We start from the raw sequence: 25,276 nt of genomic DNA on the forward strand, positions 1-25,276 counted from the left end.
CCGCTACTTCAAATTATCCTTAAAGAAGGTGCCCAGTTTGGCAAAAGGAATCAGGTCAGTACGGTCATACAGATCGACATGACCGGCGCCGGGAACGATATACAACTCTTTCGGCTGCCCGGCGTGTTTATACGCATCTGCGCTGAATTCTTTCGAATGCGCCTGGTCGCCGGTAATAAACAGCATTGGGCGCGGTGAAATGGTTTCTATATCGTTGAACGGATAGAAGTTCATAAACTTGCCGATACTGCTCAACATGGGCTTCGTCGTCAGCTCTGCTTTCTCGCCCTGCGGAGTATAGCCACCGCGCTCAGTACGGTAGAAATCGAAGAATTCACGCTGAATGGCCGGGGTTGAATCATCCAGCTTGTTAACCGTACCGGGGATATAGGCAGTCTCTCCGCCTTTGAACTCGGCAAACCGCTGTTCAATCGCCGATTTAATAAAGGCCTTACGCTGTTCCAACGTTTGAGAATGCTTCAGACCATTACGGAAAGCAGAGCCCATATCATACATGCTAACCGTGGCTACTGCCTTCATACGCGGATCAATTTTGGCCGCGCTGATAACGAAGCTGCCGCTGCCACAGATACCCAATACGCCAATTTTTTCCGGATCAACGTACGGCTGCGTGCTCAGATAATCGACCGCCGCGCTAAAGTCATCGGAATAGATTTCCGGCGAAATCAGATGGCCCGGCTTACCTTCACTTTCCCCCCAAAAAGAGAGGTCAATTGCCAGCGTCACAAAGCCCTGCTCCGCCAGCTTTTGCGCATACAGGTTCGAGCTTTGCTCTTTTACCGCGCCCATTGGATGACCAACGATAATGGCCGGATTTTTAGCATTCTGCTTCATCTCGTTCGGGATAAACAGATTGCCGACGACCTTCATCCGATACTGGTTTTTAAACGTCACCTTTTGCTGGGTAACTTTATCGCTTTTGTAGAAATTATCTGCGCCATTAGACATATCGGCTGCGGTGGCGGCGAACGAGCTGATTAACAGCCCCAGCGCCAGAGTCATGTTTTTCATGGCATTAAGCCCCTATGAACGTTGTGTGTGTTTACGTGATGTCAGAAATGTCAGTGCTGCGGCGCTAATTAGCAGCCCGCCACTCAGGGCGAAGGTGCTTTGCCAGCCGCGGTGGTCAAACGCGAAGCCTCCAATCGTTGAGCCCAGCGCAATAGAGAGCTGGATCACCGCAACCATCAGGCCACCGCCCGCCTCGGCATCGTCTGGTAGCGTGCGGGCTACCCATGTCCACCATCCGGTTGGCGCGGCGGTAGCCATCAGCCCCCAGCAGCCCAGCAGCGGCGCAACAACCCAGACGTGGTGACCCGCCAGCATCAGCGTCCCGGCAATGGCAGCCATCAGTAAAGGTATGGCGATCAGCGTCTGGTAAAAAACCGCTTGCAAAAATACGCCTATTACCAGCGTGCCAATAAAACCCGCCACGCCGATGGTTAACAGCACGATTGATAGTATGGTGACATCCACCTGCGTCACCGTCTCAAGGAACGGGCGCACGTAGGTGAATAGTGAAAACTGCCCCATAAAGAACAACCCGCAGGCCGCCAGGCCAAATGCGACGACAGGGCGAGCGAATAAACGAAAAACCGTGCCGCCAGACTGACGGCGCTTATCGGTTTTCATCGCAGGCAGGCTGAAGCACTGCCAGATGAAGGCAACTACCGCCACGGGTACCAGGCAGAAAAATGCCCCGCGCCAGCCAATGACTGCGCCAAGATAGCTGCCAAGCGGTGCCGCCACGACGGTAGCCAGCGCATTGCCACCGTTAAAGATGGCTAAAGCGCGGGGAACCAGATGCTGTGGCACCAGGCGCATAGCAGTGGCGGCGGACATCGACCAGAATCCACCGATGGCAATACCAATCAGGAGACGTCCCACCATGTAAACCTGATAACTGGAGGCCATGGCGATAATCGCTCCTGAAATTGCCATCAGTACCGTCATTCCCAGCAGCAGAAATTTACGATTCAGATTGCCGGCAATGCGCGAAATTGCCAGGCTGGTCAATACCGCCAGCGCCCCGGAAATGGCAATCCCCTGCCCTGCCAGCCCTTCCGTTACGCCTAAATCTGTGGCGATGGGCGTCAGCAGGCTGACCGGCATAAATTCCGATGCAATCAGCACAAAGACGCATAACGTCATGGCAAAAACGCCGCTCCAGTACGCGTGCTCTTGGTGCTGTGATGTTTCGCGGGTCAGTGTGGACATTAGCAGCTTCCTCTGAATATCTACCCGACCAGATTCAGGCCAGCCGGGGCCGGACGCTATTCACGGGAATAACATCAAAAAGTGGGTAAAAACGAAAAGCGATATTGATTCATCGCTGGGGTTATCGCTTGCTGAAAATTTTACACGACAGGTGTAGGCTGACTAGCTAATGAATACTTAATGGGCTTATAAGCATTGCTTATTAATGAGAGCGCCTCGCTGATGAAACGCAATCTGAACGACCTTCTCTATTTTGTTACCGTCGCACGCGAAGGTAGCTTCACTCGTGCGGCCGCTCACCTGGGCGTAACTCAGCCTGCGCTCAGCCAGGCGATCTCCACGCTGGAAGAGCGTATGCAAATCCGCCTGCTCACGCGAACAACGCGCAGCGTGTCACCTACCGCAGCCGGAGAACGGTTATTACAGGTGGCAGGCAACCGCATTGATGAGATAGAAGCCGAACTGGATATGCTCACGGAGCTGCGTGACAAACCCGCAGGTACGGTGCGTATCACCTGCGGGCCAAACGTTTTGCGTACCACGCTGCTGCCGAAGCTGACGCCACTTCTGCAAGAATATCCGGATATTCATATCGAGTTTGATGCTAACCACGGTTTCCGCGATATTGTGGCCGATCGTTTCGACGCGGGCGTGCGGCTGGGAGACACTATTGATAAGGATATGATAGCCGTGCCCATTGGCCCCAAGTTACGTATGGCGGCGGTGGCGTCGCCGGACTATTTTTCACGTTATCCCGTTCCTCAAACGCCACATGAACTAACGCAACACCGCTGTATTAATCAACGGATGATAAAATCTGGCGGACTCTATGTCTGGGATTTTGATCAGGATGGTGGCGATCTGAATGTGCGCGTTAGCGGGCAACTGATATTTAATACATCAGAACATATTGTCGATGCGGCGCTGGCTGGGCTGGGCATTGCCTTTCTGCCGGAAGAGGAATTTGGCTCACATATCAAGGATGGTCGCCTGGTTCGCGTGCTGGAGCCCTGGTGTCGGCCCTTCCCCGGTTATTATCTCTATTACCCCAGCCGCAAACAGCCTTCCCCGGCATTTTCACTGGTTTTAGACGCGCTGCGGGTGCGGAAAAAACGGCAACCGGCAAACAACAGAGCAGTGAACTAATGCAGTTCTGTATTGCTGCGACCGATTATCACCGCACCCGTTATCCAGGTGCCGCCAGTTTCGCCCCTAATGATGGGGGCACTGGGGATAATGAGAACTTTGGCTCCAGTAAAAAACCGCCCAGGGGCGGCCTGCTATGATGTTACTCTTCAGCCTGAAACGTCGCCGTTCAGCCTGTTGAAGAGAATGTTTCTCATGGCATCAGAATCCATCGGGCCGAGGTTCATCCATGTAAGGATCTGGCGATCGTTTTTAATATCGTGTTCAGAATAAACCCCATGAATATCACCCTCATCCAAAGAATAAAGGACGGCTATTGATTGCGCTGGACAATCGTGGGGCTTACAACCTGATAACGCAAGATACCTTTTCCCCTTAATGGTTATTTCATTTGCCGGGAAACTTGTCCCGCCGATTTTTACCCATGATGGAAGCTTTTGCTTAGCAATAAGGGAGTTATACGCTTTTCCGGTTTCTTTGTTTTGTATGAAATCGAAAAGGTATGGTTGGCCTACCGCGTTAGCTATTAAAGGCAAACCAGTCAAAGCCGCTATCAATAACGTTTTTTTCATATCGTTTCTCTTATTTATTTCGGGCCCAACGATACATTATCTTTTTAGCCGCTGTTTGTCAGGCGCATTCGCAAACGTGCCTTGTGATGGTCACTTTACTGTTTCGATAACAGAGCCGAGTGGGTTCGTCACATACAACAGCCTGCTGGATAAACGTACTGGCATTCAGTAACGACCATACGCCAGCCGTTAAGGCCAACTGACAGCGCACCACCGAATCTGATAAGCGCTTCTTTTTAACCCGGTCAACCGGATATAAGTTGTTAAGGCAACTGGCTATATTCCTGGTCGGAAACAGGTTCCAGCCACTCATTGGATGCGCCTTCAGCCGGAACCTCTACGGCAATGTGTGCAAACCAGCTATCTCCGGCAGCGCCATGCCAGTGTTTGGTTCCTGCTGGAATATTAACCACATCTCCGGCGGTGAGCTGACGAGCCGGTTTATTCCATTCCTGATACCAACCGCAACCACCGGTCACCAGCAGGATCTGCCCGCCCTTATGGTGAATATGCCAGTTATTTCGACAGGCTGGTTCAAACACCACATTGCCAATTTTGACGCCTTCCGTAGACAACATACTCAGATAGCTGGTGCCCTGAAAATATTGGGCATACGCCTCATTTTTTTCCCCTTTAGGGAAAACGCCGTTGCCGTCAAATTGCTCGTTCATTTTTTCTCCATTAGCGGATTGTTCAGTTAAGCTGCTGTTATTCGTTTGAGGAAGAACTTCATTCAGGATAGTGCTGGCATTTGTCGCAATGTCAGTTCCGCATTTCAGTTTAAGAACCTTGATAAAAGCCCATAGCTGTTCTGCTGTCAGGCCAGTATTCAGACTCATCGAATAATGACTTTTAAGCTGGCTATTAACCCCTGACAGGGCCGCCAGCGCGGAAATAGTTGCAAGCTCCCGGCTCTGCCAGTCCAGCGTATCTCTCTGGAATATAGCGCCGAAGAGATGCGATTTAAGATAGAGGTCAATAGCCGGAGCAAACTCAAACAGCGGGCCGATCACCGGCTGGCCAACCAGCCGGGTCTGGTTTCGGGTTCCGATTTCTAAACTATCTGCATCATCAGGAAAGGGGGTTGCTTCTTTACCGGTTTCATCTTTAATCCCTTTCTGTTGACGCTGCTCCAGTACTGACATAAACGCACCGAGGGCATTCAGGCTTCTGGGGAAGCCTGCGTAGGCATACAGCTGAACCAGGATTTCTTTGATTTCATTAATGGTCATGCCGGCATCAAGACCTTCATTGAGTGCCGTATTCAGCTTCGCCATATCTCCGTTTGCGGTAAATGCCGCAACAGGGATAGCGGCCTGTTGTTTTTCATCGAGGATTTTTTGCATGGCTTATCTCCGCGGAAAGCAAAAAATGCAGGAGGATGGGTTCTCCTGATGGAGGGAGTGTAGTGAAAGGTGGATTAAATGATAATATGCTCAAATATGTATGCACTGGTGCAATAAATTCACCAATTATGACGAAAGAAAAATTAAACGATCTTCAGGCATTTGTGACCGTAGCCAAAGAGCGTAGCTTTACCCGGGCGGCGGCAATTTTGGGCGTATCCCGTTCTGCACTGAGCCATACGTTGCTGGGGCTTGAAGAGCGTCTTGGGGTCAGATTATTGATTCGTACCACGCGAAGCGTTTCCCCAACGGATGCAGGGAACCGTCTGCTTACTGTTCTCGCCCCACGGCTGGATGAAATCGAGTCTGAGTTAACCTCACTGCGTGCATCCCGTGATAAACCTGCCGGATCGGTTCGTATTACCGCCAACGATCATGCCATCGTTACCGTTCTCTGGCCCCGACTGCAGCCTTTATTAAGACAACACCCGGCTATTAAAATTGAATTCAGCGTTGGGTATGAACTGACCGATATTGCGGCGCAGCAATTTGATGCCGGCGTGCGGATGGGCGACCAGGTGGACAAAGATATGATTGCCGTTCGTATTACGCCTGACGTGCAGATGGCGGTGGTTGCTTCTGCCGATTACCTGGCAGTCAGATCTCCGATTACACGTCCTGCCGATCTTATGGAACACAACTGCATCAATCTTCGATTGCCCACTCATGGCGCACTCTATGCCTGGGAATTTGAGAGCAGAGGTCAAAAATTAAATGTTCGGGTTGATGGGCAAACCGTTTTTAATAATACCTTTCTGATGATCCAGGCCGCGCTGGATGGAATGGGAATCGCGTATGTTCCCCGTAATTTGGTTGAAGAATACATTGAAACAGAGCAATTAAAGCCGATTCTTACGGACTGGTGTCCACAATTTCCGGGGTATTATCTGTATTACCCCAGCCGACAACATCTTCCCGTTGCTTTTGAGCTCGTAATTGATGCCCTGCGCTGGCATAAACCGGACCTAAAAACAGGGTTCTTATAATGGCGCAATTAGCAGAGCGCATTCGTTATACAATAAAATAGGGCTTTCCCAGATATTCTTTGCGGACTAATAGGATGCGAACGTGACTGACAGGCCACCATGATCGCGGGCTGCTCTGAGCGGCGTGCAGACTATTCTTCAACCGCCCTCCCTTACATCTAATTTTTCGGTACACGCTGCTATCAGCGCTCCCTGGGTCATGCTTTCCTTACATACAAAACAATTATGGCCGCCTACCAAACCCATAGTTTGTTTATCCTGCCGCGCCTACAGTTACCTTACCGCCGCTGATGGTAACGTTTGTTTGCTTCAATGCACCGTTGCCTTCTGAGCCATACCCTTCAAAGGTTCTCGCCTTATCCAGACGCCAGCCAAACTTATTAGCAACATAGTTATTCGACTGAATGAAGATGCCAATCTTCGCGTTTGTTACGCGAGCATCTTTAACCCGTTTCATTCTTCATGCCATAACGCCGCAGTCATTCACAATCCTGTCCAGCATCTATACATAATTAAACCAATAATATTACACAATGTTAGCGAAACGTAAGGAAGTGGCTATGCTAAAGCCAAATCAGATAGGTATTCTTTTTGCAAGTGCGCACTCAATCCCTGAAGGATCTGCCCATGAAGCGAATTCTGAACATAAGCGTTAACTTTGATGAAGAGCGTTTCACTATTGCGGTCGTATATCCCGGGCAGACGGTTACGGTAAAGCAGTCCGATCTGCCACACGGTCGTTTCGTCTAGAGGTACGGAATGCTGCGCCCCTTATCTGCAGAGAATAAACAGCGTAAAGGAAGCTTATTTAACAGGTCGGTTGCAACGGATTTTTAGGTTGTCAGCCAAAACCCTTAGGCCACTAAAGATTCAATACGCAGGCACTGTATTTGCCTGTGTGTTAACAGATAACCATAATCGGGAAAGCAGGAGTGCACTACATGTTTATTAAAAAAATGATGTTAGCTGTACTCGCCATGCCGTGGCTGGCGTTAAGCACGTATGGAGCAGAGGAAACGGCGCCAGACGCTGCTCAGGCGAACAACCCGCTGGCTAATATGACGGCATTTAATATGCAGAACTATTATATCGGTGACGTCAGTGGAACGGACAAAGATGCTAATCAGTTCTGGTTTCGTTACGCGCAGCCTTTCTCGCTGGGCGAAAGCAAGTGGCTGTTACGCGCTTCACTACCGGTGAATACCTATCCCTCTCCTTCTGCAGGCGATCATCAGACCGGTCTGGGCGACCTTAATCTGTTCACTGCTTATCTGATCGATACCGGCAACCCGGCGATAAGCTTTGGGTTTGGCCCTCAGATCACAGCTCCAACCGCCACGGAGAATGCTCTGGGAACTGAAAAATGGTCAGCTGGCCTCGTCAATGTGTTGTTTGACGCCAGTTCACCAAAAATCCAGTACGGTTATCTCGCCTCATGGCAGCATAGCTTTGCCGGTGAAGGGGATCGCAGCGATGTCAACCTGGGGGCTTTTCAGCCATTTGTCTTCTACCAGCTTGGCGGCGGAACTTACCTGCGTGCTGCGCCTATCTGGAACTATAACTTCCAGAATGACAGTTATGGCGTTCCACTGGGGCTGGGGGTCGGCCAGGTCATCAAAAGCGGAAAAACAGTTTACAACTTCTTTGTGGAACCACAGGGCAGCGTAGCGGATCACGGTCCCGGTCAGCCGCGCTGGCAAATCTTTTTTGGTCTGAATCTGCAGTTTCTGAACTGATCTCAATATCCAGAGGGAAACGATCATGTCTGTTAAAGCTATTTTATATGTGGCACTGAGCGTATTTAGCGGGCATTGCCTTGCGGGCTCACCGTATGACAACCTGGCCTTTGCGCTGAAGCAGCAACAGATCATCAACGATCTGCGCCAGCACTGCAATATTGATAAATCTGTTCCCGACGAAAAAATCAGAACGGTATTCCTTAACAGCAAGCCGAACCAGGAATCAATCATGCTCGCGGCGCAGGCGTACGACAAAAAGGACCAGCAGCGCTACGCAAGTTCTATCGAAAGTATTCGCTGTCCTGGGTTGAAATAACAGCAAACCAATAAGGTTCCGCAGGCGACATGAAACGTATCACTGCACTGTTACCGCTTTTGCTTTGTTCCGCTGCATCTCGTGCCAGCGGACTCTATCTCTATGAAATCGGCACCGATAATGTCGGGTTGGCCGGTGCCGGACAAGCTGCACATGCTCAGGACGCCTCAACGGTTTTTTACTAACTCTGCGGGCATGTCACTGCTGGCCGATCTCGGCGGCCAGATGCTGTATGGTAACGCCAGATATGAACTGAGTGATGATGCAGCGCTCAACGGCAACAGTCCGGGCAATGTGATTGGCTGTGTAAATAGACCCGTTTTAGTTCCATGCACTTTTTGAGAGCCCGGCCAGGTAATGTTGTTGTCGATATTCCTCCGGTGTCATATTGTTCAGTGATTCGTGCGGGCGTTCATTGTTGTATTCTGACAACCCTCTTTCCGTTATTTCCCGCACTTCATTCAGGGTTCTGAACAGATAAAAATCGAGTATTTCTGTACGATACGTTCGGTTAAAACGTTCTATAAAAGCATTCTGAGTTGGTTTCCCCGGCTTGATAAATTCCAGCTTTACGGCATGCATCTCTGCCCATTCAGCCAGCGTCAGAGAGATAAACTCCGGGCCATTATCCATGCGAAGCATCACGGGGTATCCCCGGTTTGCTGCGATCCTGTCCGGCACACGAACGACACGCTGTGCGGGCAGACTGAGGTCAATTTCAATGGCCAGTGCTTCGCGATTAAAATCGTCCACCACGTTAAAGGTGCGAAACCGCCGTCCGCAGGTCAGTGCATCATGCATGAAATCTATCGACCAGCTCTGATTGAGCGCTTCCGGTGAGGCAAGTGGCGCCGGATTTCGGGTGGACAGCCGCTGCTTGCCTTTACGGCGAAAATTCAGCTTCAGCAGACAATAAAGCCGGTGGATCCGTTTGTGGTTCCAGCGGTGTCCCTGTCGCCGCAGAATCCGGAACAGCTTCGGAAAACCGTATCGTGGATAGCGTTCGGCGGCAGCCTGTAATGCGACAATAACGGGTTCGTCACGAGTGGTAACCGGCGGTAGTGGTAAACCGTTCTGCTCAGGTTCAGCGTCCGGTATACATGGCGGATACTGAGCCCGAATGTCGTTACCAGATACGTTACCAGCTCACGCTTAAAGGCTGGTTTTAGAGGTTTTTTTCGATAACGTCTTTCAGGGCCCGGTTCTCAAGGCTGGGGTCAGCAAACATCTGTTTAAGACGTCAGTTCTCGTCCTCAGAATGCTTTATCTTTTTAATATCAGAAGGTTCCATACCACCGTATTTAGACTTCCGGTTGTAGCAGGTGGCTTCAGAGATACCGGCTCCCGGCAGACATCCTTAACAGTTCGTCCGGCTTCAACCGATTTAATCACGGCGATGATCTGATGCTCAGTAAAACGGGCTTTACGCACAGCGCTCTCCTTCGTTGACAGGATGAGTATGCCGGAAGATCTCTGAAGATGGACGGCACGATTATGCGGGATACTTACAGTATCCCCGCCATGCCTGCCCGCTTTATGGAGTGGCTTTCATGCACCTGCATGACATAAGCAAAAGCCCGCCAGTTCTGACGGGCTTCAGCAAAAACGATCCTCAAACGATCATGCGATTTCATGCGGCACAGGCATGCAGTTCTGTTCGATAATCTACGCTCGTACGTTCCAGTCGTCGGTATACTGGACATTTCCATCAACATACCGCCACGTAATTTTGTCATACATCATGGAAATTGATTCCATGTGGTTGATTTGCGAGTTACCTGACATTTTAGCGTTTGGCATACCCGGATTTACCCCGGTGATCTTCACACCTTCGATAGTCATGACAAAGTAGCATTCCTCTTGTCCCGCATGATTAATCCTATACCAGCGGATTTCCGCACTTTTAAGCGTCTGGCCAGTTGCAACCGCTTTGTAAAGGTACGGGCTGGAACTATCAAACTCCTTTTCAATCATCATCGGTGAGTGTGAACGCTTACCGGTGATCTTACCATTGGCACTGTCTACCGGAATATTCAGTCCATGGCTAAAACCAACAATCTCAATACTGCCCTCACGATCCTGAACATCTACAGAACCTTTAATATCTGCACCACCATCGTCTTTAAGCCACATGTAAGCGGGTATAGGCATTTCATTTTGTCCTTATTTTTCTGATTAACTTCATTGTTATAAAATAAATAAATATAGTGATAATCATCACAATTATGAAATGAATATAAAAATACGTGTCGTCTATCGCTTCTGCACCAATCTCACCGGGACCATAAATAAGTATGCCGACCTTCAGAACAAAATCGTGATTAAGCCAATTGTACGGTAGCCCCATAGAACGGCCTATAACCACTAAAAGCAAAAGGAAGAAAGCCACCTTTGCTAATCTATGGACAAGTGTCGCCATAGGTGATTACCTCAATAGTACCGTATGCTTTTAAGTCTGTTCCAGGGACGGGAATGTTTGATGTTCTCAGTAGTGCATTTCTCACCATCTTAAAGTCTGACTGACTGGCAAGGGTAATGCAGCCATCTGAAACCTGACCGGGATGGAGCCTAAAGCTTCCTCGGGCTACACCTTTAAAAAAAGTACTATCGTCAATCTTTCCATCATCACGAAATAGGGCGAACCATTCAGAATGATCAACATGATACTCGAAAGCACTCTTCACTTTATCTATCGTCCATGCTCTAACACTGTTAAACCAACTACCAGACGGCCTATCAACTATATAGTATTTTCCCGCAGGCAATGGCCCCTGATTAATAATCATCCCGCACCCACCTTTGTTACGGTAAACACCATTACCAGAGAACGCTAAAAACGTTCCCAAGCCCGGAAAGTTCAATGGGGAATAGTCAGCATTGTTGATTACAAACTTTCCTTGTAAAGTCATAATAATCCTTTATTTTCTATTTTTTGTGTCCTTATCTTACTCGTAAGCAACAAAGTAGATAAATGATTATTTCAGGGAAATATCCAAGATCGTGAAATAAGCTAACGCCTCACCTTGCGAGTTGTTCAACCTTGCGGACGGTAAAAACCAATTTTATCGTCCGCAACGTTCCCTAATGTAACCAGCTGTCGTCCTCCCAGACCTGCTGCATAATCTCCATCACTCGCTTTTTGTCTTCATCTAGTTTTAACCCGCTCAGCTCAGCAGGAACTTCACGATAGTATGAAGGCCGAAGCCTGGCGAGTTCATAAAATGGGAGAGGCACCCAAGAAAACCTTTGATGAAGCATGTATCCGGTGGATTAGGAAAAAGAGGAAAAGAAAAGCCTCGATGACGATAAGAGCATCATCGGTTTCTGGATGATGCATTTCCATGGATGGATGCTGTCAGATATAACAGCGGCCAAAATAATGGAGGCGGTCGATGGCATGGAAAACCGCCGCCACCGCCTTAATTGGGAAATGGCACGAGACAGGTGCATCAGACTGGGAAAGCCTGTGCCGGAGTATACGCCCAAGCTTGCCACTAAAGGAACACTAACGCGTCATCTGGCGATACTGCGCGCCATTATGAATATGGCTGTGCAATGGAACTGGCTGGATAAAGCGCCCAAAATAACAACGCCACGGGTTAAAAATGGGCGTGTAAGATGGCTGACAGAAGAAGAGTCTAAGCGCCTCTTTTCTGAGATTGCGCCTCACTTTTTCCTTGGGTTATGTTTGCTGTCACAACCGGTTTACGCCGCTCAAATGTCACGAATTTGGAGTGGCCTCAGGTTAACCTGGAAAAAAATTGCATGGATGCACCCAGACGAGACGAAGGCAGGGAATGCTATCGGCATACCTCTTAACGAGACTGCATGTCAGATTCTGGAAAAGCAGCGAGGAAAACACAAACGCTGGGTATTCGTTCACACCTCTGCAGCCTACCGCAGCGACGGAACAAAAACAGCCGCTGTGAGAAAAATGCGAACAGACAGCAACAAAGCATGGAAAGGAGCGTTAAGGCGGGCGGGAATAGAAAATTTCCGCTTCCATGACCTTCGCCATACATGGGCGAGCTGGCTTGTGCAGTCCGGCGTTCCACTTTCGGCACTTCAGGAGATGGGAGGTTGGGAGTCGATAGAAATGGTGCAACGGTATGCTCACCTAGCGCCCAGCCACCTGACCCAGCACGCAATGCAAATTGTCTCATTTTTGGGAGCAATGACACAAAAATGACACAAGGTGGATTTGCTGATCTGGTGAATATAGCGTAAGCCTTTGATTTTACTGGTGCCGATAATAGGAGTCGAACCTACGACCTTCGCATTACGAATGCGCTGCTCTACCAACTGAGCTATATCGGCTTTGAGGAGAAGTGCTACGGGCTGTAACGTTAAAAAAAAGCGGCGCCTGAGTCAAGAGGCGCCGCATCGTATGCTGATTTTATCATCAGCGATAGCGAATTAAGCTATGAACGCACCGTATCATCGCCCCAGGCTACCCACTTATAGGTGGTCAGCGCCTCCAGGCCCATCGGGCCGCGGGCGTGCAGTTTCTGAGTGCTTACTGCCACTTCCGCGCCAAGACCAAACTGGCCGCCGTCGGTAAAGCGGGTGCTGGCATTCACATATACCGCCGAAGAATCTACCTGATTGACAAAGCGATCGGCGGTGCGCGTATCGCGGGTCAAAATGGCATCAGAATGCTGAGTGCCATGCTCACGAATATGCGCGATCGCCTCGTCCATATCCTTCACAACCCGAACGTTTAAATCAAGCGACAGCCATTCGTCGTCATACTCGCCCTCTTTCACCGCTTCCACCTCCGCCGGCCCCTGCTGCAACAGCGGCAGCGAACGCGCATCGGCGTGCAGCTTCACGCCCTCCTGCGCCATACGCTGGCTCAGCGCGGGCAGGAAAGTATCGGCGATGGCTTCGTTTACCAGCAGCGTCTCCACCGAGTTGCAGGCGCTGGGACGCTGTTTTTTAGCGTTAACGATCACTTTCAGCGCCGCTTCCGGCTCATAGCTGACATCAATATAAATATGACAAACGCCAATGCCGCCGGTAATGACCGGGATGGTTGACTGCTCGCGGCACAGCTTATGCAATCCGGCGCCGCCGCGCGGGATCAGCATATCCACGTAGCGATCCAGCTTCAGCAGCTGATTAACCAGCTCGCGATCGGGGCTTTCAATCGCCTGCACCGCCCCTGCCGGCAGACCGTGCTGCTGCAGCGCCGACTGGATAACGCGCACCGTTGCGCCGTTGGTACGATATGTCTCTTTACCACCGCGCAGGATCACCGCATTGCCGGTCTTCAGGCACAGCGAGGCGACATCCACCGTCACGTTCGGGCGCGCTTCGTAAATTACGCCCACCACTCCCAGCGGCACGCGGCGGCGCTCAATGCGCAAACCGCTGTCAAGCCGGCCGCCGTCAATCAGCAGACCAACCGGATCGGCCAGACGACAAACCTGCCGTACATCGTCAGCGATCCCCTTCAGACGCGCCGGGTTCAGCATCAGACGGTCCAGCAATGCTTCGCTCATACCGTTATTGCGCGCATCCGCCAGATCCTGCTGGTTAGCCGCCAGAATCTCCGCGCTCTGCGCTTCCAGCCGATCGGCAATCGTCATCAGTACACGGTTTTTCTCCGCCGTACTCAGCGTGGCAAGCTGATAGGAGGCCACTTTGGCCGCCTTGCCCATTTCTTCCAGCATCGAAGGCTCCTTAACTGACAATCATATCGTCGCGGTGCATAGCAACCGGACCGTATTCATAGCCCAGGATATTAGTGATCTCCTGGCTGTGGTGACCAGCAATCATACGCAGGGCATCGCTGTTATAGCGTGAAACGCCGTGCGCCACATCGCGCCCCAACAGGCTGCGGATACGGATAACTTCACCGCGTGAGAAGTTGCCGCTCACTTCGCGAATGCCTTTCGGCAGCAGCGAACTGCCGCGTTCCAGCACCGCCGACAGCGCGCCGTCGTCAATGATAATCTCACCAGCAGGCGGCGCACCGAAGATCCAGCGTTTACGCATCTCCAGCGGCGTTTGCAGCGCATGAAAGCGCGTGCCCACCGGCTGGCCTGCAATCACATCGCCAATGACGCCCGGACGGCTGCCCGCCGCGATAATCACGTCGATCCCGGCGCGACAGGCGACATCCGCCGCCTGCAATTTAGTCGCCATGCCGCCGGTGCCCAGGCCGGAAACGCTGTCGCCTGCAATGGTACGCAGCGCATCGTCAATGCCATGCACGTCGCTGATAAGCGATGCCTGCGGATTATTGCGCGGATCGGCGGTAAACAGCCCTTGCTGATCGGTCAGCAACAACAGCTTATCGGCTCCGGCCAGCATCGCCGCCAGCGCCGACAGATTATCGTTGTCGCCCACTTTGATTTCTGCCGTCGCCACCGCATCATTCTCATTGATCACCGGCACAATATTATTATCCAGCAGCGCGCGCAGCGTATCGCGCGCGTTAAGGAAGCGCTCACGATCTTCCATATCCGCACGCGTCAGCAGCATCTGGCCAATGTTAATGCCATAGATAGAGAACAACTGCTCCCACAGTTGAATCAAACGGCTCTGCCCCACCGCAGCCAGCAGCTGCTTTGAGGCGATGGTAGGCGGCAGTTCCGGGTAGTCCAGGTGTTCACGTCCGGCGGCCATCGCGCCAGAGGTAACAATCACAATTCGATGGCCCGCCGCGTGCTGCTGTGCGCACTGACGAACTAACTCCACAATATGTGCCCGATTTAATCGACGCGATCCGCCGGTCAGCACGCTGGTTCCCAGTTTGACCACTAAGGTCTGACTGCCGCTCATGATTTCCTGCCGTAGTAAAAATGTCTTTGAAGGGACGTTTTATCAGGAGTCAGCCAGGATGCCAACAGGCACTACGGGAAAAGCACGGAAAATTCCTGACAGCCGCGTAGACCAAAAGTTCGTGCTTAACAAGAAAAGAGGAAAAGCTTCATAAAAGATTCACGCAATCCCGGTAAAAACATTCCCGTGGTTATAAGAGTTTACCGAGCGGTACATTTTTTTACTCATTGGGATTAATAACAAATGAAAAAGAACGCATTGGCACTACTGGTATCCGCCCTGGCCCTGAGCACCGCGGCACAGGCAGCAGAAGTGTACAATAAAGACGGTAATAAGCTGGATTTCTATGGCAAATTAAAAGCGATGCGTTATATCAGCGACGCGGAAACCAACGCCAGCAACAATGCCGACAAATCTTACGTGCGTATTGGCTTTAAAGGCCAGACGCAAATTAATGAACTGATGACCGGTTACGGTCAGTGGGAATATCAGTACAACCTCAATAACCCGGAAAGCGATTCTAACGTTGGTAATAAAACGCGTCTGGGCTTTGCCGGGATTAAAGTCGGTGATTACGGCTCGCTGGATTACGGTCGCAACTACGGCCTGATTTATGACGTTGAAGCCATTACCGATATGATGCCGGAATTTGGCGCCACCGCGTATACCGCAGCTGACGTCTATATGTTGACCCGCACCAACGGCGTCGCAACTTATCGCAACAGCAACTTCTTTGGCCTGGTGGATGGCCTGGACTTTGCGCTGCAGTATCAGGGCAAAAACGAAAGCACATCGCGCGCCGACGGCGTGTCCAACGGTGACGGTATGGCCGTATCGCTTTCCTATAAAATTCTCGACAGCCTGAGCATTAAGGGCGCGGTTTCTTCTTCGAACCGCACGCTGGATCAGAAAAACAGCGCCTTCGGCGGCGGCGAGAAAGCGGAAGCCTGGGCAACCGGCATTAAATATGACGATAACGGCGTTTATCTGGCGGCTAACTACGCTGAAACCCGCAATATGAACCCGATTAGCGGCACCGCGCAGGTTGGCGGCGCAGATGTTGCGGTAAACGGCTACGCTAACAAACTGCAAAATATCGAAATTGTGGCGCAGTATCAGTTTGATTCCGGCCTGCGTCCGTCGCTGGCTTACGTTCAGAGTAAGGTAAAGGATATTGAAGGCGGCATCGGCGATGCGGATTACTATAAGTTTGCTGACGTCGGCGCAACTTATTACTTCAATAAAAACATGTCCGCCTTCGTGGATTACAAAATCAACCTGCTGGACGATAACAATACGCTGAACCGCAACACCGACGATATTGTTGCCCTCGGCATGACGTACCAGTTCTGATCTCCTGCAGCACGCGGTCGGCTTTCTGAATACTTCTGTATTGCTGCAACAGAACGGCCGACTGATGCGGCGACAATATAGAAAAGGGCAGACTCGGTGTCTGCCCTTTTCTTTTTCAAACTGACGATCAGGCGGTTAATTTTACCGGCTGTTTACTGGCGCCCTGTGCAGGTAACAGCCCCAGCTCCAGTTCGGCCAGCGTGGCTTTCAGGCGTTCATGGAAGTTACGCAGCGTATCTTCCAGCTTTTCTTCATTTTCTTTGCCTTTGATAGCGCATGGCTTCCAGTTGCCGTCTTTATCGTGCAGGCCATAGTGATATTGATAGGTAAAGTGATCGGATTGCGCATCCAGCTCCAGCCACCATCCCCAGAACTCCCGGCTTTCCGGTGCAGGCTTAACATTGACGCAAACGGCCAGGCAGTCGAAAAAGAACCGCTCATTTTCGCATTTGTTCTCGCGAATATAGGGACCCAGCGCGGTAAAACGTTTAATCAACCGGCTTCTTGGATGTCCACTCGGTAACGTCATGGTTTACACCTCCTTAAATGAGCTAACAGTTTTAGCAAACTGATGCAAAATAGCAATTTATCACTTCAACTGTTGTACCAGCCAGTCACAGATTGTTTGCAACGCCCGATCGAAATTACTTAGCACCGGCGAGAAGCCGATCGGCAATAGTTTACCGTGAGCGGATGAATTAACAATCAGTCGCGCATCCTCCTCCGGGCTCCAGGGATCGTTCTGCCAGTGGCCCGCCAGCATTGGCGTCGGCGTGCGGCGCCCCAGCAGCCCCTGGGTTTTCAGCGAATAGCGATTCAGTTCGGTGCGTAATACCTCATCCGTGGCGTGCGCCATGCCCAGACGGCTGGCCAGCACGTCGATATACATATCCGGTACGCGCTCCTGCTGAGCGGAATTGGCCAGCAGTCCGTGAACAATCGGCCCCAGACAGGCCACGCCGCGCAGGCGCTGCGCTTCCAGATAGGCCAGACGTACCGCCACGTTAGCGCCAAAACGATAGCCCAGCGCCGCCACGCGCGTATGATCCACCCAGGGCACCGACTCCAGACTACGCAGCACCTGCTGATGCAGGAAACTGCTGTCCTGCGTCAGTTTCCATTTAGAAGAAAAGCCCACCGATGGCATATCAATCGTCAGCATCGCGACGCCGCGTGGCGCCAGGTAATCATGAAACAGGCGATAGTGATCGATCTGCAGGCTATCCAGGCTGCCGCACAGCAACACCGTTGGATAAGGCGCGCTGACATCAGGCGGCATATGCAGGAAGCCGATAATCGAGCCGCCGTTCTGAATCGGGAATTCCAGCTCTTTCAACTCGCCGGGCAGACGCAGCGTGGCTTCTTCATAGGCGCGGTTGGCCAGCGTTTGTGCCTGTTCGGCCAGCTCATCGCCTTTAATATGCGGCCAGGCGGCCAGGCTGTAGAGATTGACCGCATGCAGCCAGTGTTCGCCTGCTTCCGGCGTTTCGCCCGCGTCCATCGCCTTCTGCTGCCACAGCGCCGCCTGTTTGCTCCATTCATAAATCCAGTTGCCGCTGCGATAGCCGATTACCGTATCCAGCAGATCTTCGCTGGTGCGCTCCGCCGGGCTGACGGCGATCCGCGCCAGCACTTCGCTAATTTCAATCGGCGAAAGGCCACGCCAGCTCCAGAGCAGGCGATTAAGCATGCGATACCAGCCGGTATGGCTTTCACCATCCAGCGTGGATTGAACGGTCGAGGCGAGATGATGTCGCTGGCGCACCAGTGACGACGTTTCCGGGTGTTTAAATCGGGGTTTAAATAGCTCTTCGCTGAGATTTTTAGCTGTCATGGTGTCACTCTCCTGCCGCCGCGCGATGACGAGAAGACAGTGTACTTCACCCGCTACAGCGGCGCGACCCGCAGAAACGACAACGCCCGGTTCATCCGGGCGTTGTTTTGATGCAGGTCAATCAGCGATTGACGATCGGCGGAACAAAGGCGACGCCCATATCCCACGGCTGTTCAATCCAGGTATTCTGGGCAATATCAACCACGTAATCGTCTACCAGCGGCGCACCGGCTGGCTTAGCGAAAATAGTGACGAAACGCGCTTTCGGATACATTTCACGGATCGCCTGAGCGGTGCCGCCGGTATCTACCAGGTCATCAATAACAATAAAACCCTCGCCGTCGCCTTCCGCACGCTTCAGCACGTTCATTTCGCGCTGATGGTCGTGGTCATAGCTGGAAATACACACAGTATCGACATAGCGGATAGAAAGTTCACGCGCCAGCAGCGCGGCCGGAACCAGGCCACCGCGGCTTACCGCAATAATGCCTTTCCACTGTTCAACAGGAAGCAGGCGCTGAGCCAGTTTGCGGGCATGAATTTGCAGCATATCCCAGGTAACGACGTATTTTTCGCTCATAAAAGGAATTCCGACCAATCGAATTGGCTTAAAAAATGTGCAATGGGAAAAGGTTGCGCGGCATTATAAGGATCTGGCGCGTTAAAAACCAGCACCGGATAGCGTGGTTGACGCATTTTAACGCGCCCGACTGCACAGCAGACAATAAAGAATGTTATTCTCATCCCATCACGTCAGATTCGCTGACGGCGATCGATCACTGAAAATTTCGCAACGATGCGCAGCCGCGCATCGATGACACAGGAGACCTGTCGTGTCTGAATTGTCTCAACTCTCTCCCCAACCGCTGTGGGATATTTTCGCTAAAATCTGCTCTATTCCACATCCTTCTTTCCACGAAGAGGCGCTGGCGCAGCACATTCTCTCCTGGGCAAAGGAGAAAGGCTTCTGGTGTGACCGTGACCAGGTCGGTAATATTTTGATCCGTAAGCCGGCCACGCCAGGCATGGCAAACCGTAAGCCGGTGGCGCTGCAGGCGCACCTGGATATGGTGCCGCAGAAGAATAACGATACGGTTCATGATTTCACTAAAGATCCGATTCAGCCATACATTGATGGCGAATGGGTAAAAGCGCGCGGTACGACGCTGGGCGCGGATAACGGCATCGGCATGGCGTCCGCGCTGGCGGTGCTGGCCGATGACAGCGTGCAGCACGGCCCGCTGGAAGTGTTGCTGACCATGACGGAAGAGACCGGTATGGACGGCGCGTTCGGCCTGCAGCCGAACTGGCTGCAGTCAGAGATCCTGATCAACACCGACTCTGAAGAAGAAGGTGAGATTTATATGGGCTGCGCCGGCGGCATCGATTTTACCGCAACGCTGCCGCTGCAGCGCGAGGCGGTACCGACGGGTTATGAGCATCTGCGTCTGACGCTGAAAGGGCTGAAGGGCGGCCACTCCGGCGCGGAAGTCCATCTCGGCCTGGGCAACGCCAACAAACTGCTGGCGCGCTTCCTCGCCGCGCACGCGCGCGATCTTGATCTGCGCCTGGTTGACTTTACCGGCGGCACGCTGCGCAACGCCATTCCGCGCGAGGCGTTCGTTACCGTTGCGCTGCCGACGACGAACATCGACGCCCTTAAAGCGGCGGCGATGGGCTACCTGGCAACGCTGCAAAACGAGCTGGGCATAATTGAGAAAAACATCGCGCTGCAAACCGAGCCGGTAGCAGGTGATGCGCTGGCGCTAACGGCGCAGAGCCGCGATCGCTTTATTGCCCTGTTGAACAGCACGCCGAACGGCGTGATCCGCAACTCTGACGTGGCGAAAGGCGTGGTGGAAACCTCCCTGAACGTCGGCGTGGTTTCCATGAGCGAGCAGGAAGCGAAAATCAACTGCCTGATCCGCTCTCTGATCGACAGTGGCAAAGAATACGTGGTTGAAATGCTCACCTCGCTGAGCGAACTGGCCGGCGCGCAGACCCTGGCGAAGGGCAGCTATCCAGGCTGGCAGCCGGACGCCAGCTCTCCGGTGATGGCGCTGGTACGCGAAACCTATCAGCGTCTGTTCAACAAGACGCCGAATATTCAGGTGATCCACGCTGGTCTGGAATGCGGCCTGTTTAAGAAGCCTTACCCGGATATGGATATGGTTTCTATCGGCCCAACCATTACCGGCCCGCACTCGCCAGATGAGCAAGTCCATATCGGCAGCGTCGGCCTTTACTGGCAACTGCTGACAGAACTGCTGAAGGCGATTCCGGCGAAGTAATTGGTACGGAACGCTTTCCAGTAAGCATAAAGGCCAGACGATGTCTGGCCTTTTTACTGTTTTACACGGCTTACTTTTTTATCGCCCGTAGCTTAATGCTACTGACCTGCAGTTTTATTTGGGTACGTTTTGGTTTATCCAGTCTAAAGGTGCTGGGCCATAAATCCAGACAGGGCCCATAGGGAATTTTGGAATAGGAACATTAACTGGGCCGTGATTAATGGCCCCCTGGATAACCGTTTGTAAAGCGCCGCCAGTAGCACCCACTACAGCTCCCGGGGCGCCTCCGGTGATAGCCCCCCAACCTGCACCATATGCCATATTAGTAGATATTTGCTTAATTACTTCTTGATTAGCAGCATCTACAGCGGCTCCTGATACCGATGTCAACAGATAGTGATTAATTTCCTTCATAGCGTATTCCTTTCCATAAATAATAAACCATTCCATTGATCATCATTGTTATCAGAGTTATAAAAAAAGAATTAATAAAAAACGCCAAATTAAAAGAGAGATTATTAAAGCCGGGAGAAATCAATAATGGATAAAGAAAAGCATTCATCAAACCTATTATGAAGCCTGTGATAAGCTGATGGTAAACGCTTTTAGCCTTATTATTTACTCGTAGATAGATTATCCAGGCCATAAGTGAAAAGAAACAGGGCGCAAAAGCAGAGGTGAAAATCATATTATCTTCCTTTGCTTAATTTTCCCATATTGGTCAACGCCAAATCTATTTCTCAACGGAAAACGTCTGATATATAAAAATTATGTACTGCTATCAATTCCAGCTTATGGTCGTTCTCATATTTATCTTTTATTGTTTAGCATTATTTAGTCAGGCAAATAAATGACTCATCTCACATTTTAAATGTTCGTTGGCTTTAACCGTTCTACAGCCCCAGCACCAGCTGTCTTTCAAGCTGCGGATGCAGCAGCGTGACGTGTAAGCCCACCAGCCGGACGCCGCGCCCGCCCCGCCGCTCTTCCCATGTTTTTTTCGCCACTTCGATCAGGTCATCCTTATTCAGCACCGGCCAGATATGCTCCTGTGTGGTCTGCTGAAAATCACTGAACTTCAGCTTCACGCCCTGACGCGCAATATGGCGATCCGGCTTGATTTTAGTTAGCCGCCGCTCCAGTTCTTCATAAAGAACATCAATAATCTCCAGGCACTGCTCCCAGTGATGAATATCTTCCGCCAGGGTACGCTCAACGCCGAGCGATTTACGCTCGCGATCGGTAATCACCTCCCGCTCATCAATGCCGTGGCTGCGCTCCCAAATTACCCGACCAAATTTACCAAAGCGCTTCAGCAGCATAGCCAGATCGCTGTTCTGCACGTCGGCGCAGGTACGCAGCCCTAAATCTTCCAGCTTCTTTGCGGTCACCTTGCCGACCCCCGGAATTTTTGCCAGCGGCAGCGTCAGCAAAAACTGCGGCACCTCTTCCGGGGTGATCACATACTGGCCGTTCGGCTTATTCAGATCGGAGGCAATCTTGGCAAGAAACTTAATCGGCGCGATGCCCGCCGATGCGGTAAGAGCCAACTCGCGGGCGATAGTCTGGCGGATTTCACAGGCCATCAGCGTTGCCGAACCGTGGCAGTGCTGGCTGTCGCTTACGTCAAGATAGGCTTCATCCAGCGACAGCGGTTCAATACGCGCGGTATAACGTGAAAAAATTTCCCGAATATGTGCGGAGGCCTCTTTATAGGCATCAAAGCGGCCAGGCAGAAGCGTTAAGTGCGGACAGAGTTTCAACGCCATCGCGGTGGACATCGCACTGCGCACGCCATATTTACGCGCCGGATAGTTAGCCGTACTGATGACGCCGCGCTGCGCTCGGTTGCCGCCAATAGCCAGCGGAATATCACGCAGGCTGGGGTTATCACGCATTTCCACCGCAGCGTAAAAGCAGTCCATATCGACATGAATGATTTTGCGCATAACCCCTCCGCTAATACTGGATAAGTATACAGCCAGCCCGTGAGGATTCAATGGCGTAGCGCGATGAATATGCTGTAACGGCGTGGGATAGTTTGTGGGGCATCTCTGGAATAATAGCTATTTCTTGGCTGGCATCTTGATAAAAAAATAGACAGTGATAATGTTGCGCAGCGATAGCGGAATTATCCGATTATGCAAGTTACAGACGCCGCAGGGCGTTGCAGTTTAACCCCCTAATTATCAAGGGAAAAAGAATGGGCAAAATCGCACTTTTGTTTGCGATGATTCTTCTGCCAGCCCTCAGCATGGCAAGCGCGCCTGAGCCAGTTCAGCCACTGGCACCGGTTAGCAAAGAGTTAAAGAAGCAGTTATTAGGTACGCCGGTTTATATTCAGATTTTCAAAGAAGAGCGCACGCTGGAGTTGTACGGCAAGATCGGCAATGAGTTCCGACTGCTGGACAGCTATCGCATCTGTAATTTTTCCGGTGGCCTTGGGCCAAAGCGCCGTCAGGGCGACTTTAAAAGCCCGGAAGGTTTTTACAGCGTAAAACAGAGCCAGCTTAAGCCGGACAGCCGCTTTTACCGCGCAATCAATATTGGTTTTCCTAACCAGTACGATCGCCAGCAGGGCTATGACGGGAAATTTCTGATGATCCACGGCGCCTGCGTCTCCATTGGCTGTTATGCCATGACCAACGCCTATATGGATGAGATCTTCAGCTACGTAAACGCCGCTTTACGCAACGGCCAGCCGGAAGTGGAAATCAGTATCTATCCGTTCCGGATGACCGAAAGCAATATGCAGCGTCATCGTAACTCTTATTACGCCAGCTTCTGGAAAGAACTACAGCCGGGCTATGCTTATTTTGTTGAGCATCGCCAGCCGCCGACGGTGGTGGTCAACAACGGCAGGTATGTGCTGAACGGCTCGCCGGTCAGCGGCACGCCCGCCGCCTCGCAGTCATTCCTGGCGCTCTCCAAGGCAAAATAACTGCCATTCACCAGGCAGAATACGGTGCCAGGTTTCATTGCCGGTTAACGGCTGAGTGGCAATGACCGTGACCACGTCATTTGGCGTGGTCTGCTTCTGAAAATCGATCTCCACATCCTGATCCAGCAGCTTCGCCTTGCCAAACGGCGCGCGGCGCGTAATCCAGTACAGGTTGGTTGAGCAATACGCCATTAAATAGCGGCCATCCGACAACAGCATATTAAACACGCCTTTCTGCCGTAGCTCCGCCGCCAGTTCGGCGATATACCGAAACACCGCGGGCCAGTTGCCCGGCGTGCGCGGATAGCGCGTCGCCAGCTTATGCAGCAGCCAGCAGAACGCCTTTTCACTGTCCGTCTCGCCGACCGGACGAAAATTACCGGTTTCCAGCTGGCGATAACCGCTTAGCTGCCCATTATGCGCATAGGTCCAGTGGCGTCCCCACAGCTCGCGGGTAAAAGGATGGGTATTCTCCAGCGATACCTGACCACGGTTCGCCTGTCGAATATGCGCCACCACCGAACAGGATTTAATCGGATACTCCTGAACCAGACGCGCAATCGGCGAGTTATAGCTGGGCTGCGGATCTTTAAAAGTACGGCAGCCTTTATTTTCATAAAAAGTGATGCCCCAGCCATCTTTATGCGGTCCTGTGCCGCCGCCGCGCTGCACCAGTCCGGTAAAGCTGAAGCAAATATCAGTTGGGACATTAGCGCTCATACCGAGCAGTTCACACATAGTCGGGCCTCCGGCGCGGTTTTGTGACGATTATAACGAATCAGGCGGAGACAAGCAGCGGAAGAGCGTATTTGTTAACAGAATGCGCAGAGCGCCCTGCTTTACAAAGATAAGCCGCGCCGGGGCTGACGCGGCAAGGTTAACGGCTGTTACGCCACTATTTTTTCACCATCTCTTTTTCAATCAGCAGCATCAGAATATGAATCACTTTGATATGAATCTCCTGGATGCGGTCGGCATAGCCAAAATGCGGCACGCGGATTTCAATATCGGCGCTGCCCGCCATTTTGCCGCCGTCTTTGCCGGTCAGGGTAATCACCTTCATGCCCTGCGCGCGCGCAGCCTCAATCGCCTTAATGATATTGGCTGAATTGCCCGACGTTGAGATACCCAGCAGCACGTCACCCGAACGGCCTACCGCCTCAACGTAGCGTGAAAAAACGTAATCGTAACCAAAATCATTACTGACGCAGGAGAGATGGCTAACGTCGGAGATAGCGATGGCCGGATAGCCTGGGCGGTTTTCGCGATAGCGGCCGGTCAGCTCTTCAGCAAAATGCATCGCATCGCAGTGCGAGCCGCCGTTGCCGCAGGAAAGCACTTTTCCACCCGCCTTAAAGCTGTCGGCAAGCAGCACGGCAGCGCGCTGAATCGCATGAATATTGGCATCTTCGCTCAGGAATTTATTTAGCGTATCCGCTGCTTCGTTAAGTTCTGAACGAATAATATCCTGGTACATAGGGAGGTCCTTTGGAGAAGAAAGAGTCAGCGCAAGTTTACCGAAATGGCAACGGGTCGCAAAGCGTTACGCGGTAAAGCTGAGGCACCTTTATCGCAATAAAATGGCTGAGGTGCCCGGCGTTACCGGTATGGCGCGGGCTGGATAAGACGCGGAAATAAAACGCTCAGCCGACCAACGGGTCGCGA

24 protein-coding genes, 1 tRNA gene and 5 pseudogenes are annotated in these 25,276 nt (G+C 51.8%); 10 read left to right on the forward strand and 20 right to left on the reverse strand.

All coding sequences use genetic code 11. The features are described 5' to 3' along the window. Positions 1-3: 3 nt before the first annotated feature. Both COO59_RS06335 and COO59_RS06340 read right to left on the reverse strand, forming a co-directional pair. Positions 4-1,032 carry an alpha/beta hydrolase gene (locus COO59_RS06335; RefSeq protein ID WP_103058962.1) on the reverse strand — a complete coding sequence of 343 codons (1,029 nt, stop codon included), beginning with the start codon at positions 1,030-1,032 and terminating at the stop codon, positions 4-6. Between the two features lie 12 nt (positions 1,033-1,044). Next, entirely contained in the window at positions 1,045-2,238 is a 1,194-nt protein-coding gene (locus tag COO59_RS06340; protein WP_103058963.1) for an MFS transporter, read from the reverse strand. Between the two features lie 222 nt (positions 2,239-2,460). Between COO59_RS06340 and COO59_RS06345 the strand changes: the two genes are divergently transcribed. Then, positions 2,461-3,384 (forward strand): LysR family transcriptional regulator, encoded by a 924-nt coding sequence (locus COO59_RS06345; protein ID WP_165786494.1) that lies wholly within the window; start codon positions 2,461-2,463, stop codon positions 3,382-3,384. Positions 3,385-3,533: 149 nt separating this feature from the next. Here the strand turns inward: COO59_RS06345 and COO59_RS06350 are convergent, their stop codons facing one another. The 3 genes and pseudogenes from COO59_RS06350 to COO59_RS21185 form a co-directional block, all read right to left on the reverse strand. Beyond that, positions 3,534-3,956 (reverse strand): Ivy family c-type lysozyme inhibitor, encoded by a 423-nt coding sequence (locus COO59_RS06350; protein WP_103058964.1) that lies wholly within the window; start codon positions 3,954-3,956, stop codon positions 3,534-3,536. A 263-nt stretch (positions 3,957-4,219) separates the two neighbouring features. Beyond that, a complete protein-coding gene (locus COO59_RS21180) occupies positions 4,220-4,627 on the reverse strand; it encodes a cupin domain-containing protein (protein WP_240614101.1) in 408 nt (135 codons plus the stop codon). A 120-nt stretch (positions 4,628-4,747) separates the two neighbouring features. Then, positions 4,748-5,302: pseudogene (locus tag COO59_RS21185) on the reverse strand (carboxymuconolactone decarboxylase family protein); the annotation flags it as partial. Positions 5,303-5,427: 125 nt separating this feature from the next. Here COO59_RS21185 and COO59_RS06360 point away from each other — a divergent pair. Continuing rightward, positions 5,428-6,348: a LysR family transcriptional regulator gene (locus COO59_RS06360; RefSeq protein WP_103059036.1), complete on the forward strand. Its 921-nt coding sequence runs from the start codon at positions 5,428-5,430 to the stop codon at positions 6,346-6,348. Positions 6,349-6,601: 253 nt separating this feature from the next. Here the strand turns inward: COO59_RS06360 and COO59_RS06365 are convergent. After that, a pseudogene (locus COO59_RS06365) lies at positions 6,602-6,796 on the reverse strand (phage tail tip fiber protein); the annotation flags it as partial. Between the two features lie 179 nt (positions 6,797-6,975). Here COO59_RS06365 and COO59_RS21450 point away from each other — a divergent pair. From COO59_RS21450 to COO59_RS21190, 4 genes are all read left to right on the forward strand, one after another. After that, entirely contained in the window at positions 6,976-7,098 is a 123-nt protein-coding gene (locus COO59_RS21450) for a hypothetical protein (protein WP_276308255.1), read from the forward strand. A gap of 191 nt (positions 7,099-7,289) precedes the next feature. Then, entirely contained in the window at positions 7,290-8,084 is a 795-nt protein-coding gene (locus COO59_RS06370) for a hypothetical protein (protein WP_165786495.1), read from the forward strand. A gap of 25 nt (positions 8,085-8,109) precedes the next feature. Next, entirely contained in the window at positions 8,110-8,403 is a 294-nt protein-coding gene (locus tag COO59_RS06375) for a YicS family protein (RefSeq protein WP_103058967.1), read from the forward strand. A 29-nt stretch (positions 8,404-8,432) separates the two neighbouring features. Then, positions 8,433-8,588 carry a hypothetical protein gene (locus COO59_RS21190; protein WP_240614094.1) on the forward strand — a complete coding sequence of 52 codons (156 nt, stop codon included), beginning with the start codon at positions 8,433-8,435 and terminating at the stop codon, positions 8,586-8,588. Between the two features lie 136 nt (positions 8,589-8,724). On the opposite strand, the pseudogene COO59_RS06385 reads toward COO59_RS21190, so the two are convergent. From COO59_RS06385 to COO59_RS06405, 4 genes and pseudogenes are all read right to left on the reverse strand, one after another. Further along, a pseudogene (locus tag COO59_RS06385) lies at positions 8,725-9,834 on the reverse strand (IS3 family transposase). 234 nt (positions 9,835-10,068) lie between these two features. Beyond that, positions 10,069-10,554 carry an Hcp family type VI secretion system effector gene (locus COO59_RS06390; RefSeq protein ID WP_103058968.1) on the reverse strand — a complete coding sequence of 162 codons (486 nt, stop codon included), beginning with the start codon at positions 10,552-10,554 and terminating at the stop codon, positions 10,069-10,071. Between the two features lie 248 nt (positions 10,555-10,802). Beyond that, positions 10,803-11,312 carry a DUF2778 domain-containing protein gene (locus COO59_RS06400; protein WP_103058970.1) on the reverse strand — a complete coding sequence of 170 codons (510 nt, stop codon included), beginning with the start codon at positions 11,310-11,312 and terminating at the stop codon, positions 10,803-10,805. A gap of 172 nt (positions 11,313-11,484) precedes the next feature. Then, positions 11,485-11,577: pseudogene (locus COO59_RS06405) on the reverse strand (DinI-like family protein); the annotation flags it as partial. On the opposite strand from COO59_RS06405, the pseudogene COO59_RS06410 reads away from it, so the two are divergent. Further along, positions 11,577-12,630, forward strand: a pseudogene (locus COO59_RS06410) (site-specific integrase); the annotation flags it as partial. The pseudogenes COO59_RS06405 and COO59_RS06410 overlap by 1 nt on opposite strands. Before the next feature lie 14 nt (positions 12,631-12,644). Here COO59_RS06410 and COO59_RS06415 read toward each other — a convergent pair. The 3 genes from COO59_RS06415 to proB all read right to left on the reverse strand — a co-directional run bounded on the left by COO59_RS06415 (position 12,645) and on the right by proB (position 15,192). Next, a tRNA-Thr gene (locus COO59_RS06415) sits at positions 12,645-12,720 on the reverse strand. A gap of 104 nt (positions 12,721-12,824) precedes the next feature. Beyond that, complete coding sequence (gene proA, locus COO59_RS06420) at positions 12,825-14,078, reverse strand: glutamate-5-semialdehyde dehydrogenase (protein ID WP_103058972.1); 1,254 nt, start codon at positions 14,076-14,078, stop codon at positions 12,825-12,827. A 10-nt stretch (positions 14,079-14,088) separates the two neighbouring features. Then, entirely contained in the window at positions 14,089-15,192 is a 1,104-nt protein-coding gene (gene proB, locus COO59_RS06425; RefSeq protein ID WP_103058973.1) for a glutamate 5-kinase, read from the reverse strand. Between the two features lie 243 nt (positions 15,193-15,435). On the opposite strand from proB, the gene COO59_RS06430 reads away from it, so the two are divergent. Continuing rightward, positions 15,436-16,545 (forward strand): porin, encoded by a 1,110-nt coding sequence (locus tag COO59_RS06430; RefSeq protein ID WP_103058974.1) that lies wholly within the window; start codon positions 15,436-15,438, stop codon positions 16,543-16,545. 127 nt (positions 16,546-16,672) lie between these two features. Here the strand turns inward: COO59_RS06430 and crl are convergent, their stop codons facing one another. The 3 genes from crl to gpt all read right to left on the reverse strand — a co-directional run bounded on the left by crl (position 16,673) and on the right by gpt (position 18,959). After that, complete coding sequence (crl, locus tag COO59_RS06435) at positions 16,673-17,074, reverse strand: sigma factor-binding protein Crl (RefSeq protein WP_103058975.1); 402 nt, start codon at positions 17,072-17,074, stop codon at positions 16,673-16,675. 60 nt (positions 17,075-17,134) lie between these two features. Beyond that, positions 17,135-18,379, reverse strand: coding sequence for an esterase FrsA (frsA, locus tag COO59_RS06440; RefSeq protein WP_103058976.1), 1,245 nt, complete (start codon positions 18,377-18,379; stop codon positions 17,135-17,137). A gap of 121 nt (positions 18,380-18,500) precedes the next feature. Continuing rightward, complete coding sequence (gene gpt, locus COO59_RS06445; RefSeq protein WP_103058977.1) at positions 18,501-18,959, reverse strand: xanthine phosphoribosyltransferase; 459 nt, start codon at positions 18,957-18,959, stop codon at positions 18,501-18,503. 253 nt (positions 18,960-19,212) lie between these two features. On the opposite strand from gpt, the gene pepD reads away from it, so the two are divergent. Next, complete coding sequence (gene pepD / locus COO59_RS06450) at positions 19,213-20,670, forward strand: beta-Ala-His dipeptidase (protein WP_103058978.1); 1,458 nt, start codon at positions 19,213-19,215, stop codon at positions 20,668-20,670. 114 nt (positions 20,671-20,784) lie between these two features. Here pepD and COO59_RS06455 read toward each other — a convergent pair whose 3' ends face one another. Beyond that, positions 20,785-21,120, reverse strand: a complete 336-nt coding sequence (locus COO59_RS06455; protein WP_240614095.1) for an E492 group microcin — start codon at positions 21,118-21,120, stop codon at positions 20,785-20,787. A gap of 443 nt (positions 21,121-21,563) precedes the next feature. Continuing rightward, positions 21,564-22,619, reverse strand: a complete 1,056-nt coding sequence (dinB, locus tag COO59_RS06465; protein ID WP_103058981.1) for a DNA polymerase IV — start codon at positions 22,617-22,619, stop codon at positions 21,564-21,566. Between the two features lie 254 nt (positions 22,620-22,873). On the opposite strand from dinB, the gene dpaA reads away from it, so the two are divergent. Continuing rightward, positions 22,874-23,611 carry a peptidoglycan meso-diaminopimelic acid protein amidase gene (dpaA, locus tag COO59_RS06470; RefSeq protein ID WP_103058982.1) on the forward strand — a complete coding sequence of 246 codons (738 nt, stop codon included), beginning with the start codon at positions 22,874-22,876 and terminating at the stop codon, positions 23,609-23,611. Here the strand turns inward: dpaA and COO59_RS06475 are convergent. Together COO59_RS06475 and lpcA are read right to left on the reverse strand one after the other, a co-directional pair. Continuing rightward, positions 23,582-24,349, reverse strand: coding sequence for a class II glutamine amidotransferase (locus tag COO59_RS06475; RefSeq protein WP_103058983.1), 768 nt, complete (start codon positions 24,347-24,349; stop codon positions 23,582-23,584). The two genes, dpaA and COO59_RS06475, sit on opposite strands and share 30 nt — an antisense overlap. A 157-nt stretch (positions 24,350-24,506) precedes the next feature. Then, positions 24,507-25,088: a D-sedoheptulose 7-phosphate isomerase gene (lpcA, locus tag COO59_RS06480; protein WP_103058984.1), complete on the reverse strand. Its 582-nt coding sequence runs from the start codon at positions 25,086-25,088 to the stop codon at positions 24,507-24,509. Between the last annotated feature and the right edge of the window lie 188 nt (positions 25,089-25,276).

Source organism: Mixta theicola, from assembly GCF_002895925.1.
GTDB lineage: Bacteria > Pseudomonadota > Gammaproteobacteria > Enterobacterales > Enterobacteriaceae > Mixta > Mixta theicola.